The 12,883-nt window shown below is 72.8% G+C and carries 11 protein-coding genes; 6 read left to right on the top strand and 5 right to left on the bottom strand.

The features are described from left to right. Positions 1-81: 81 nt before the first annotated feature. Both CLT72_RS27195 and CLT72_RS27190 read left to right on the top strand, forming a co-directional pair. The gene (locus CLT72_RS27195; protein WP_101415415.1) at positions 82-1,260 is read left to right on the top strand and encodes a DNA recombination protein RmuC; all 1,179 of its coding nucleotides are present in this window, start codon (positions 82-84) and stop codon (positions 1,258-1,260) included. A 162-nt stretch (positions 1,261-1,422) separates the two neighbouring features. Then, positions 1,423-4,692, top strand: a complete 3,270-nt coding sequence (locus CLT72_RS27190; RefSeq protein ID WP_101414183.1) for a S8 family serine peptidase — start codon at positions 1,423-1,425, stop codon at positions 4,690-4,692. Positions 4,693-4,759: 67 nt separating this feature from the next. Here CLT72_RS27190 and CLT72_RS27185 read toward each other — a convergent pair whose 3' ends face one another. After that, entirely contained in the window at positions 4,760-5,212 is a 453-nt protein-coding gene (locus tag CLT72_RS27185) for a hypothetical protein (RefSeq protein ID WP_101414182.1), read from the bottom strand. Between the two features lie 43 nt (positions 5,213-5,255). Then, positions 5,256-6,245, bottom strand: coding sequence for a 4-hydroxy-3-methylbut-2-enyl diphosphate reductase (locus CLT72_RS27180; RefSeq protein WP_101415413.1), 990 nt, complete (start codon positions 6,243-6,245; stop codon positions 5,256-5,258). Between the two features lie 230 nt (positions 6,246-6,475). Between CLT72_RS27180 and xseA the strand changes: the two genes are divergently transcribed. Together xseA and CLT72_RS27170 are read left to right on the top strand one after the other, a co-directional pair. Next, entirely contained in the window at positions 6,476-7,642 is a 1,167-nt protein-coding gene (gene xseA, locus CLT72_RS27175; protein WP_374208854.1) for an exodeoxyribonuclease VII large subunit, read from the top strand. 36 nt (positions 7,643-7,678) lie between these two features. Continuing rightward, positions 7,679-7,891, top strand: coding sequence for an exodeoxyribonuclease VII small subunit (locus CLT72_RS27170; protein ID WP_101414181.1), 213 nt, complete (start codon positions 7,679-7,681; stop codon positions 7,889-7,891). Between the two features lie 61 nt (positions 7,892-7,952). Here the strand turns inward: CLT72_RS27170 and CLT72_RS27165 are convergent, their stop codons facing one another. The 3 genes from CLT72_RS27165 to CLT72_RS27155 all read right to left on the bottom strand — a co-directional run bounded on the left by CLT72_RS27165 (position 7,953) and on the right by CLT72_RS27155 (position 10,711). Beyond that, entirely contained in the window at positions 7,953-8,828 is an 876-nt protein-coding gene (locus CLT72_RS27165; RefSeq protein ID WP_101414180.1) for a hypothetical protein, read from the bottom strand. Between the two features lie 248 nt (positions 8,829-9,076). Next, positions 9,077-9,883, bottom strand: coding sequence for a hypothetical protein (locus CLT72_RS27160; protein WP_101414179.1), 807 nt, complete (start codon positions 9,881-9,883; stop codon positions 9,077-9,079). Between the two features lie 114 nt (positions 9,884-9,997). Next, the gene (locus CLT72_RS27155) at positions 9,998-10,711 is read right to left on the bottom strand and encodes a DUF4245 domain-containing protein (protein WP_101414178.1); all 714 of its coding nucleotides are present in this window, start codon (positions 10,709-10,711) and stop codon (positions 9,998-10,000) included. A 152-nt stretch (positions 10,712-10,863) separates the two neighbouring features. Here CLT72_RS27155 and glpX point away from each other — a divergent pair, with 152 nt between their 5' ends. Together glpX and CLT72_RS27145 are read left to right on the top strand one after the other, a co-directional pair. After that, on the top strand, positions 10,864-11,895 hold the full coding sequence (gene glpX, locus CLT72_RS27150; RefSeq protein WP_089001995.1) for a class II fructose-bisphosphatase: 1,032 nt from the start codon (positions 10,864-10,866) through the stop codon (positions 11,893-11,895). Beyond that, complete coding sequence (locus CLT72_RS27145; RefSeq protein WP_101414177.1) at positions 11,892-12,872, top strand: DMT family transporter; 981 nt, start codon at positions 11,892-11,894, stop codon at positions 12,870-12,872. The genes glpX and CLT72_RS27145 overlap by 4 nt, the downstream gene beginning before the upstream one ends. Positions 12,873-12,883 lie beyond the last annotated feature (11 nt).

The following is a 12,883-nucleotide window of genomic DNA, read 5'->3' as shown; positions in this document are numbered from 1 at the left end:
CACCGCCCCGCCGGCCAGCGGCACGCTCCGGGCGGGAGCGGCACGGCGGCGCGCGGCGCGCCGGTCTGGCAAGCTCCGGGGGTGGACTTCTCGACGCTGGCCGTGGTGATCGTCTGCCTCGCCGCCGGAGGCGCGGTGGGCTGGTACGCCGCCCGGACCCGCTCGGCGACCGAGATCGCCCGGCTGGACGCCACGCTGCGGGCCACCCGGGAGGGCGAGGGGCGGCTGGAACAGTCCATGCGGGCGCTGAGCTACGAGGCCACCGCGCAGTCCCAGGAGGCGGTGGCCCGCGCCGTCGCCCCGCTGCACGACACCTTGCGCCGCTACGAGCAGCGCGTCGCCGAGTTGGAGCACGACCGGGTCGACGCGTACGCCGAACTGCGCGAGCAGGTCCGCGCGATGAGCACGGTCTCGGGCGAGCTACGTACCGAGACGAAGCAGCTGGTGGCGGCCCTGCGGGCACCCCAGGTGCGGGGCCGCTGGGGCGAGCACCAGTTGCGCCGAATCGTCGAGGCGGCCGGCATGCTGGAGCACTGCGACTTCTCCGAGCAGGTCACCGCCGCCACCGACCACCAGGGGGTCCGTCCCGACCTCGTGGTGCGGCTGCACAGCGGCCGGTCCGTGGTGGTGGACGCCAAGGCGCCGTTCGACGCCTACCTGACGGCGATGGAGGCCCGCGACGAGCGGGGTCGGGACACCAGTCTCGACGCGCACGCGAAGCACCTACGCGCGCACGTGGACGCCTTGGCCGCCAAGACCTACTGGGCCGCGTTCGACAGCACGCCGGAGTTCGTGGTGCTCTTCGTGCCGGCCGATCCGTTCCTCGACGTCGCGTTGCAGCGCGACCCGACGCTGCTGGAGCACGCGTTCGCCCGCAACGTGGTGCTGGCGACCCCGGCCACCCTGGTCGCGCTGCTGCGTACGGTCGCCTACTCGTGGCGGCAGGAGGCGCTGGCGCGCAACGCGGTGGCGGTGCACTCCCTGGCCCGCGAGCTGTACGGGCGACTGTCGACGTTGGGTGAGCACGTCGGCAAGCTCGGCGCGTCGCTCGGCAGCGCGGTGACCGCGTACAACCGGGCCGTCGGGTCGTTGGAGGCGCGCGTGCTGGTCAGCGCCCGCAAGCTAGCCGAGCTGGGGGTATCCGACCAGGAGCTGGCCGCGCCGGCGCAGGTCGAGCTGGCACCCCGTCAGCCGCAGGCCCCGGAGCTGCTCGGAAACGCCGAGGCCGGGGCGCCGACCGGTCGGTCGACACTGGACTGACGGCCGATACCTATCACCACCGATGTGACAATGGACGCCCACCCATGTCACGAAGTGGTCACAACGAACTCCACGGTAGTGACAGTGACCAGCGGCAGCGCGAAGGATTCGCCTCACGCGTGCCCTGCATCTGAGGGCCCTGTTCTCTGGAGGAAAGAGAACGTGAGCAAACCCCGAAACCTGAGCCGGCGGACCTCCGCCGCGCTCTTCGCGTCGGTCGTGGCGGCCAGCGCGGTGACGGTAGCCGGTGGTGCCGCCACCGCGAGCGCCGCGCCGACCGCCGCACCCGACGCGTCCCAGGCCACCCCTGTGGAGGCGCTGGGCTCGCACGACGCCAAGCTCCTCGCCGAGGCGGAGGCGAAGAAGGCCCCGACCGTCACCCTGATCGTGGCCACCAAGAAGGGCGAGGCGAAGGACGTCGCCGCCGACCTCAAGAACCTGGGCGCGGCCGTCACCGAGCGCTACGACAGCATCGGCTACGTCCTGGCCAAGGTCCCCACCTCGAAGGTGGTCAAGGCGGCCACGCTGCCCGGCGTCTCCGCCGTCGACCTGGACGAGACCATCCAGCTGCCCGACCCGACGCCCGAGGTCGCCCCCTCCGGCAAGAAGGCCGCGAAGCAGGCGGCGACGCTGCCCGGCCCCGGGGCCGACACCCCGGCCGCCAACCCCTACATGCCGACCAACGAGATCGGCGCCGTCGACTTCGTCGCCAAGAACCCCCAGTGGGACGGCCGCGGCGTCACGATCGGCATCATGGACTCCGGTGTGGACCTCGGTCACCCGGCGTTGCAGAAGACCACCACGGGTGAGCGGAAGATCGTCGACTGGGTGACCGCGACGGACCCGTTCGAGGACGCCACCTGGCGCCCGATGCTCACCGAGGTGACCGGTCCGACGTTCACCTCCGGCGGCGCGACCTGGACGGCCCCGGCGGGCACCTACCGGTTCAACCGGTTCGCCGAGTCGATCACGGCTGCCAGCGACCCGGCCGGTGACGTCAACCGCGACGGGGACCGGACCGACACGTTCGGCATCCTCTACGACCCGGCCACCCACAACATCTGGGTGGACGTCAACCAGAACAACGACTTCACCGACGACGCCATGATGCGGCCGTACAAGGAGAAGTTCGACGTCGGCTACTTCGGTACCGACAACGCGGCCACCCCGGTGGTCGAGCGGATCCCGTTCGTGGTCGAGTACCGCGAGGACGTGGACACCGCCCCCATCGGCGGTCCCGGCCTGGTGGACTACGTCAACATCGGCATCGTCGAGAGCACCCACGGCACGCACGTCGCCGGCATCACCGCCGCCAACGACATGCTCGGCAACGGCGCCTTCGACGGTGCCGCGCCCGGCGCCAAGCTCGTCTCGGCCCGCGCCTGCTCCTGGGGCGGCGGCTGCACGTACGCCGCGCTCACCACCGGCATGGCCGACCTGGTGATCAACCGCAAGGTCGACGTGGTCAACATGTCGATCGGCGGCCTGCCGGCGCTGAACGACGGCAACAACGCCCGCGCCGAGCTCTACAACAACCTGATCACCACCTACGGCGTGCAGATGTTCATCTCGGCCGGCAACTCCGGCCCGGGCCTGAACACCATCGGCGACCCGTCGGTGGCGGCCAACGTGGTCAGCGTCGCGGCGAGCATCAGCAAGGACACCTGGCTGGCCAACTACGGCTCCGCGGTGAAGAAGAAGAACGCCCTGTTCAACTTCTCCTCCCGTGGCCCGCGCGAGGACGGCGGCGTCAAGCCGAACATCGCCGCCCCCGGCTCGGCCATCTCCACCGCCCCGACCTGGCAGCCCGGCAACGCGGTCCCCGAGGCCGGCTACGCGCTGCCCCCGGGCTACGCGATGCTGAACGGCACCTCGATGGCCTCCCCGCAGGCCGCTGGCGCCGCCGCGCTGCTGCTGTCGGCCGCCAAGGCGACCGACAAGGGCGTCACCCCGGCCGCGCTGCGCCGGGCGATCTACACCTCGGCCAAGCCGATCAAGGACGTTCCGACGTACGCCCAGGGCTACGGCATGTTCAACGTGCCGGGCGCGTGGAAGCTGCTGCGTAAGGGCGTGGAGACGCGCTCCTACACCTCCGAGGCCCCGGTCTGCACCGTCCTGTCCGGTCAGCTGGGCACCCCGAACCGGGGCACCGGCCTCTACAACCGCTGCGCCTCCACCGAGGGTGGGCAGCGGATCGGCCAGTCGAAGAGCTACCAGGTCAAGCTGACCCGCACCAGCGGGCCGGCCGGCACCGTGAAGCACAACGTGGGTCTGCGCGGCAACGACGGCACCTTCAAGGCGCCGAAGACCGTCTCGCTCCCGCTGAACAAGACCGTCACCGTCTCGGTCACCGCCAAGCCCGCCACCGCCGGCGCGCACGGCGCGATCATGACGATCGACGACCCGGCCACCTCGGTCGTCGACTTCGAGGTCTCCACCGTCGTGGTGGCCTCGAACGACGTGAAGAAGCCGAACTTCTCCTTCTCGGCCGAGGGCTCGGTCGACCGGAACGGCTTCACCTCGTACTTCGTGACGGTTCCGCCGGGCACGGGCGCCCTCCAGGTGAACCTCTCCGGCATCGCCACCGGTTCGCAGACCCGGTTCATCGCCTTCAACCCGTACGGCGTTCCGGTGGAGAGCACCTCCAGCCTCGCCTGCTACACCAACTTCTCCGACGCCAACGCCTGCAAGCCGCAGGAGCGCGACTACCAGAACCCGATCGCCGGGGTCTGGGAGATCGAGGTGGAGTCCCGTCGGACCTCGCCGTCGCTGAACAACCCGTTCCAGCTCACGGCGCGGGTGCAGGGTGTCGCGGTCGAGCCGGCCGTCGTCGAGCTGCCGTCGGTCACCGCCGGTACGGCGACCCCGGTGACCTGGTCGCTGACCAACACCTTCGGCCCGGTCGCGGTGACCGGTCAGGGTGGCCCGCTCTCCAGCGTCCACGCCGAGCGGCCCACCATCGCCGAGGGCGCGTCGCAGGAGTACACCGTGGAGGTGCCGGCGGGCGCGACCCGCTTCACCGCCCGGATCGGCAACCCGGCCAGCGCCGCGGCCGACCTCGACCTCTACGTCTTCCGCGGTACCGCGGAGGTCGGTCGGGCCGCCGACGGCGACTCCGAGGAGGCCGTGACCATCAACAACCCGCCGGCGGGCACCTACCGGGTGGTCGTCGAGGGTTACGCGGTGGACGGGGCCGGTGGCAGCACCGCCTACGACTACCGGGACTCGTTCTCCGCGGCGGCGCTGGGCACCCTCTCGGCGCCCGCCACCCCGCTGGACCTGGCCCACGGCGCCACCGCCACCCTCACCGGTACGGTGACCGCCCAGTCCACCCCGCTCGCCGGTCGGGCGCTCTTCGGTGAGCTGTCCGTGGTGACCACCGAGGGCGCGGTCGTCGGCCGCGGCGCCGTCTCCATCGGCACCGTGAACTGACCCGTCCCGCACCGGAAACACCGGAGCCCGCCCCCACCCGGGGGCGGGCTCCGCCCGTTGTGCCGGCTCAGCCCCGGCGGGCGGTTTCGACCAGGAAGGGCGTGCCCTGCTGGCAGGTGGTGAGCAGGTCCCGCTGGACCCGGCCAGTCACCGTGACCTTCGCGCCCGGCTTGAGCAGGTCACGCGGGCCGCCGACCAGCAGGTAGTTGTCGAGCAGCAGGCAGTTGGGCTCCACCCCGGAGGTGACGGTCCCGGTCAGGGTGGTGCCGCCGGCCGGCGGCTTCGTCGGCGCGTTGCTGGGTCTCGGGGGCGGAGGCAGGGCCGGCCCCGTCGGATCCACCGGGTCGCCGGGGGTCGGGGTCACTCCGGGGGCGCTCGGATCCGGGCTGGGCGGGCTGGTCACCGGCTGCGCTCCCGTCGGGGTCGGGGTGGGGGTGTCGCCGGCACCGTCCTGGCCGCCGCAGGCGCTCAGCGCCACGCAGACGGCCAGCGCGGAGACGGCGAGCCGAAGAGTCCTCATACCCTTGTCTGACGCAGCGGGGCCGCGTGCCGTTCCCGCCCGGTCAGCCACGGGCCGCGGCGGCGGCCTTCATGTCCCGCTTCAGCTCCTGGGGCAGCGAGAAGGTCAGCCGCTCGTTGGCGGTCACCACCTCGTCGACGTCGGTGAAGCCGCGCGCCGCGAGGTGGGCCAGCACCTCCTGGACCAGCTCGTCGGGGACGCTGGCGCCCGAGGTCAGGCCGACCGTACGCGCCCCCGACAGCCACGCGTCGTCGATCTCGTGCGCGAAGTCGACGAGGTGACCGGCGCGCGCGCCGGCGTCAAGGGCGACCTCGACCAGGCGTACGGAGTTGGAGGAGTTGGTCGAGCCCACGACGATCATCACGTCGCACTCGGGCGCGATCTCCTTGACCACGTGCTGCCGGTTGGAGGTGGCATAGCAGATGTCGTCGCTGGGCGGCGACTGGAGCATCGGCAGCCGCTTCTTGAGCCGGGCCACCGTCTCCAGCGTCTCGTCCACCGAGAGGGTGGTCTGGGAGAGCCAGACGACCTTGTTCGGGTCGCGGACGGTGATCGTGTCGGCGTCCTCCGGGCCGTCCACGAGCTGGATGTGCTCGGGTGCCTCGCCGGAGGTGCCGATGACCTCCTCGTGCCCCTCGTGGCCGATCAGCAGGATGTCGTAGTCCTCGGCGGCGAACCGCTTCGCCTCCTGGTGCACCTTCGTGACCAGCGGGCAGGTCGCGTCGATGGCCCGCAGCGAGCGGCTGCGGGCCTGCTCGTAGACCTCGGGGGCCACCCCGTGCGCGGAGAAGATGACGGTGGCGCCCTCGGGCACCTCCTCGTTCTCCTCCACGAAGATCGCGCCCTGTGCCTCCAGGGTCTGCACGACGTGCTTGTTGTGCACGATCTGCTTGCGTACGTAGATCGGGGCGCCGTAGAGCTTGAGTGCCTCCTCCACGGTCTGCACCGCGCGGTCCACGCCCGCGCAGTAGCCGCGGGGCTTGGCCAGGATCACGCGCTTGCCGGTCCGGGACGTCACTTCAGCCTCAGTCACCCACCCATCGTACGTGTCGCCCCGTGGGGCGACACGGGCCGCGACCGCCACCACCACGGCCCGCGCCCGGCCGGACGGGCGCACCGGGCGCGACGCCCGCCCCGCCCGGGCCGGCTGCCGGGTGCCGCCCGTCGAGCCGCGCGGGAGTGTCCGGGGCGGGCCGTAGGGTGGGGCGGGTGAGCACAGGTGAGGTGGGGCGGAGCACGTCCGAGGAGCCGTGGCCGGTCCGGGTGGTCAGCCAGAAGGTCGGCGCCTGGATCGCCCGGCTGGGCTGGGTGTGGGTGGACGGGCAGGTGGCGCAGATCAGCCGCCGGCCGGGTGCCAGCACCGTCTTCCTCACCCTGCGCGACCCGTCGGCCGACCTGAGCCTGACGGTCACCACCAACCGTGACGTCCTGGACGTCGGCGCGCCGGAGCTGCGCGAGGGTGCCCGGGTGGTGCTGCACGCCAAGCCGGAGTTCTACGCCGCCCGGGGCACGCTGAGCCTGCGCGCCGACGAGATCCGGCAGGTCGGCCTCGGCGAGCTGCTGGCGCGGCTGGAGAAGCTCAAGAAGCTGCTCGCGGCCGAGGGGCTGTTCGACCGGGCGCGCAAGCGCCGGCCCCCGTTCCTGCCCAACCGGGTCGGGCTGATCACGGGCCGCGCCTCCGCCGCCGAGCGCGACGTGCTGACCAACGCCCGCCGGCGCTGGCCGGCGGTGGAGTTCCGCACGGTCAACGTGGCCGTGCAGGGGCCGAGCGCGGTTCCCCAGATCGTCGACGCGCTCAAGGTGCTGGACGCCGACCCGACCGTCGACGTGATCGTCATCGCCCGGGGCGGCGGCGGCATCGAGGACCTGCTCCCCTTCTCCGACGAGGCGCTCTGCCGGGCCGTCTTCGCCTGCCGCACGCCGGTGGTGAGCGCGATCGGCCACGAGACCGACGCGCCGCTGGTCGACTACGTCGCCGACGTGCGGGCCTCGACCCCGACGGACGCGGCCAAGCGCGTGGTGCCCGACCTCACCGAGGAGGTGCGCGTCATCCGCCAGGCCCGCCACCGCCTCGAACGCGCGGTGCGCAACCTGGTGGACCGCGAGTCGCACCGGCTCGACGGGCTGCGTTCCCGGCCGGTGCTGGCCCGCCCGCAGGTGATGGTCGACCAGCGGTTCGTCGACCTCGACGGGCTGCGCCAGCGGGCCGGCCGCTGCCTCGACCACCGGCTCGCCGCCGCCGACGACGACCTGCGGCACACCCTGGCCCGGCTGCGCGCCCTCTCCCCCGCCGCCACCCTCGACCGGGGCTACGCAATCGTCCAGCGCGCGGACGGTCACGTCGTACGTGCCGCGTCGGAGGTCGGCAAGGGCGATCCGCTCCGGGTACGCCTCGCCGACGGCGAGCTGGCCGCGACGGTCGACGGCTGAACGACGACGGGATCACGATGTGGTGGGATGGCAGCGATGACTGACGAGAAGAAGGACGAACCGCTCAGCTACGAGCAGGCCCGCGCCGAACTGGCGTCGGTGGTCGAGCGGCTGGAGACCGGCGGCACCACGCTGGAGGAGTCACTGGCGCTCTGGGAGCGCGGCGAGAAGCTCGCCGACACCTGCCAGCGCTGGCTCGACGGCGCCCGCGCCCGCATCGACGCCGCCCGCCAGGACCCCACCGCCTGACCACCTCACCCCACCCCGCGCGGGCCCCCGGCCGGGGCCCGCGACGCGGGGGTGGGTGGGGTCAGTTGAAGAGGTTGTAGAGCTCGGCGGGGGCCTCGACCACCTGGTCCGCCGGGGGCTTCTGGGCGGCGGTGGCGCTGCCGTAGTCCGAGTACGTGATCCGGATGTCCTGCGCCTTGCTCTGGCCGGCGGCCGGGATCTGGATGACCATCTCGCTGAGCCGGCCCTGCGGGTCGAGCTTCGCGGTGAACGGCACCGACTTCGCCTGCGCACCGAGCGCCGTGATCACCGTCGGGTCCACCGAGCCGGCTTCCGCCGCCTTCGACACGTCGATGGTGCCGGCGTACGCGCCGTCGCCGGTCTGGCGTACCTCCGTGATGCCCTGCGTCAGCACCTCGCTGCCGGTGGGGTCGACCTTGTCGAAGTCGAAGCCGAGGTTCCGGTTGCCCTTGATCCGGGTCTGGTCCAGGTGCTGGTACTTGCCGAGGTTCAGCTTCTGCACCCCCGGCACGCTGCTGGCGGTCGTGCCGCCGAGTTCGACCTTCACCCAGCTGTCCGGCTTGTAGTGGACGAGGTCGAGCTTCATGAACAGGTCGTCGGTCGGCTTGCCGATCGTCACCCGCATCTCGGCGCTCTGGGTGGGCTCGTGCACCCGCCCCTCGGCCGTCGAGCCGACGCCGGACATGGTGAACCGGAAGTTGCCGTTGCTGATCTCGCGGGTGGATGCCAGCAGCGCCTGCTTGGCGTCGCCGGCCCCCGGGGCCGCGCTGCCGGAGGCCGGGGCCCCGCTGCCGGAGGCGCCGGGCGTACCGGACGCCGAGACGGACGGGGAGGCGGACGAGCCCGCCGTCGGGGTCCCGGAGGCGTTGCAGGCGGCCAGGCCGGGAGTGAAGAGGGCGGCGGCCACCAGGCCGGCGCTCAGGCGTCGAACAGTCATACGTGTCTCCCACGTGGGTCACCCGACGCACCTGGCGGCGGCCGGAAACCGGGCGACGCACCACGTCGGCTGCGCCGCGCGAACCCCGCCGGGCCGGCTGCCGGAGGCGACCCGGCCCGGGTTCGCCCCACTCCTGTTCCCTGTCGCCGCGTCGCACAATCACCGGGATGTCCGGTTGCCCCGGTCGGGTGACCCCGGGAACGCGGGAACGGGGCGGCCGAGGCCGCCCCGTTCCCGTCGTGCCGGTGTTACTTGAGCATCTCGTACGTCGAGGCGGGGGCCTCTACGACCTGGTCCGCCGGCGGCTTCTGCGGGGTGGTGGCCTTGCCGTAGTCGGCGTAGGAGACCTTGATGTCGTGGGCCTTGTTGTCACCGGCCGCCGGGACCGAGATGACCAGCTCGGTGAGCCGACCCTCGGCGTCCACCTTGGCGGTGAAGGGCAGCGCCTTGGCCTGCGCGCCGAGCGCCTTGACCAGGTCGGAGTCCAGGGCGGCCGAGCCGTCGCCCACGGCGGACGCGTCGAGCTTGCCGGCGTAGCTGCCCTCGGCGGTCTTCTCCACCTCGGTGATGCCCTTGGCGAGCACCGCGGTGCCGGCCGGGTCCAGGTCCTTCATGTTGAGGCCGAGTTCGCCGCCGTCCTTGACCTTGGACTGGTCGAGGTGCTGGTACTTGCCCTTCATCTTGTCCGCGCCCGGGATCATCGCCCCCAGCTCGCCGAGGTCCATCTTCACCCAGCTGTCGGGCTCGACGTAGATCATCTCCATGCCGAAGGTCGTGCCGGAACCGTCGTCGACCTTCATCGTGAACTGGGCGCTGTTGCTCGGCTTGTGCACCGAGCCCTGGCCGTTGACGCCGCTACCGGAGATCGTGAAGGTGAAGTTGCCCTTCTCGATCTCCTTGGTGGAGGCGATGAGCGCCTCCTTCGGGTCGGCGGGCACGGCCGACGCTGCCGAGCCCGCACCGGCCGGCGCGGGGTCGTCCGACTTGCAGGCAGTCAGGCCGGGAACGAGCAGGGTGGCGGCGAGCACGCCGACGCTCCACCGTCGAATGTTCACAGTTGTCTCTCTTCGGGAAACGGAAAGCACGCGGCAGGCCTCAGCCGCCGGGCAGTGAGCCGGGGCAGCGTAGCCGATCCGACCGACACCCGGGGGGCGGTTTCCCGGGGCGGGCTACCGGATCGCGGTGGCCAGGTGCCGCAGCTCGTTGTCCCGGGCGTCGCCGACCACGATCACCGTCCGGTTCGGTTCGAGCAGGACCAGCGCCTGCTCGTTGCCGCGGGCGGTGTACCACTGCCAGGTGCGTCCGCCCAGGTCGGTCTGACCCTGCGGCTGCCCCTCGGCGGTCAGTTCGGTCGGCAGCAGCCGCTCCGGCGGGACACTGCTCTGCACCAACTGGGCGCCCCGGCCCTCCGGGGTGAGGTAGCCGAGGCGGAGGCTCGATCCGCCCTCGACGGTCTGGAAGTTCGCGCTGACCGTGCGCCACCCGTCGTCCAGCTCCGCGGGCTCGCTGACCGGGAAGGCGTTGGCGGCCCGCGCCGACTCGATGGCGGGCGCCGGGTCGACGGTCGTCGGCTGCTCGCCGCCGAGGAACCCCCGGTAGAAGGCGATCAGCAGGGCGATCGGGATCAGCAGCACCAGCAGCGAGATCGCCATGTCCTTCGGCGAGCGTTCCGACTTGCGGGTGTCGATCGCCGGCGGCGGCGCGGGCCGCTCGCCCGTCTCCGCCACGCCGTCGGGCGGGGGCGCCCCCGCCGCGCCGGCGGGCTCGACCAGCGCCGGTTCCCCCTCGGGTACGGCGGCGGCCCGGGTCGGGACGACCGGCGGCTGGCCGTCCGGCGGCGTCGGGTCGGCTGGTACGCGATCGGCAGGCTGTGCGGCTTCCACCCTGCCATCTTCGCAGCCGCCCGACCGGCCGTATCCGGGCCATCACCGCCCCGACCCCGCACCGGGTGAGCCATCGTGTGAGGATCAGCGACAAAGCCGGCAGCGGCGACGCCGCACCCTGCCGCCCCGCAACGTCGCGAGGAGGAGCCGTCATGACGAACACCAGGACCCGGATCCCACAGGATCTCGACCGCAACCTCGCCCTCGACCTGGTCCGGGTCACCGAGGCCGCGGCGATGGCCGCCGGTCGCTGGGTCGGCCGGGGCGACAAGGAGGGCGGCGACGGGGCCGCCGTCGACGCGATGCGCAAGCTGATCAACTCGATCCCCATGCGGGGCGTCGTGGTGATCGGCGAGGGCGAGAAGGACAACGCCCCGATGCTCTTCAACGGCGAGCACGTCGGCGACGGCAGCGGCCCGGAGGTGGACGTCGCGGTCGACCCGGTCGACGGCACCACGCTGATGAGCAAGGGCATGCCGAACGCCGTGGCGGTGCTCGCCGTGTCCGAGCGGGGCGCCATGTTCGATCCGAGCGCGGTCTTCTACATGGAGAAGCTCGCCGTCGGACCGGCGTACGCCGACGTGGTGGACATCAACGCCGGGGTGGCCGAGAACCTGCGCCGGATCGCCAAGGTCAAGGGCACCGACGTCTCCGAGGTCACGGTCTGTGTGCTGGACCGCAGCCGCCACGACGACCTGGTCACGCAGATCCGCCGGGCCGGGGCGGGCATCCGCTTCATCTCGGACGGGGACATCGCCGGTTCCATCGCGGCGGCCCGGGGCGAGTCGGACGTCGACGTGCTGATGGGCATCGGCGGCACCCCCGAGGGCATCATCTCCGCCTGCGCCCTGAAGTGCATGGGCGGGGCGATGCAGGCCAAGCTCTGGCCGCGCGACGCCGAGGAGCGGGAGAAGGCGCTCGCGGCCGGGCACGACCTGGACCGGGTGCTCAGCACCGACGACCTCGTCACCGGGGACAACTGCTTCTTCGTGGCCACCGGCGTCACCTCCGGCGACCTGCTGCGCGGCGTGCGCTACCGGGCCGGCGGCGCGTACACGCAGTCGATCGTCATGCGCTCGAAGAGCGGCACGATCCGCGTCATCGACTCGTACCACCGGTTGGAGAAGCTCGCGCTCTACTCGGCGGTCGACTTCGACGGCCGCCCGCTGGCCGAGCAGGAGTGAGCGTCACCGGGACGCTGGCCCCGCCGGCTCCGTCGGCGGCCCGCCGGATCACCGGCGTGGGCCTCGCGACCGCCTCCGGGCTGGCCGTGGCCGGGCAGTCCCGGATCAACGGCGAGTTGGGCGTACGCCTGGCCGACGGGATCGCCGCCGCGGTCGTCTCGTTCGGGCTGGGCCTGTTGGTGCTGCTGGTGCTGGTCCCCGCCACCCCGGGTGGGCGGCGGGGGCTGGTCGCCCTGCGCGACGCGCTCACCGACGGCACGCTACGGCCGTGGCAGTGCCTCGGCGGGGTGTGCGGGGCGTTCCTGGTCGCCGCCCAGGGGCTGACGATCGGCGCCCTCGGCGTGGCGGTCTTCACGGTCGCGGTGGTGGCCGGCCAGTCCGGCAGCAGCCTGGCCGTCGACCGGGCGGGCGTCGGCCCGAGCGGCCCCCAGCCGGTCACCGGCCAGCGACTGGCCGGCGCGGCGCTGACCGTGGTCGCGGTCCTGCTGGCCGTCGGCGACCGGCTCGGCGATCCCGCCGCCCTCGGGCTGGCCCTGCTGCCGCTGCTCGCCGGGGTGGGCATCGCCTGGCAGCAGGCCGTCAACGGCCGGGTACGGATGGCCTCCGGCAGCGCGCTGACCGCCACGCTGGTCAACTTCTCCGTCGGCACGGTGGCCCTGCTGGTCGCCTTCGCCGTCGACGTCGCGGTGCGGGGCTGGCCGGCGGGCGGCGCGCCGGCCGAGCCGTGGCTCTACCTGGGCGGGCCGATCGGGATCGTGTTCATCGCGATCGCCGCGGCGATCGTCCGGTTCACCGGCGTGCTGCTGCTCGGCCTGGCCACCATCGCCGGGCAGATCGTCGGCGCCGTACTCCTGGACGTGCTGCTGCCCACGGCGGCCTCCCGGCCGAGCGCCGTCACCCTGCTCGGCGCGGCGCTGACCCTGGTCGCCGTCGGGGTCGCCGCCCTCGCGCCGGTCGTGCCCCGCCCGTCGCGCTGACCGGCCCGCCG

The organism is Micromonospora sp. CNZ309, from assembly GCF_002846525.1.
Note: the sequence above shows the minus strand (reverse complement) of the source record. Positions and strands in the feature narration are given on the sequence as shown.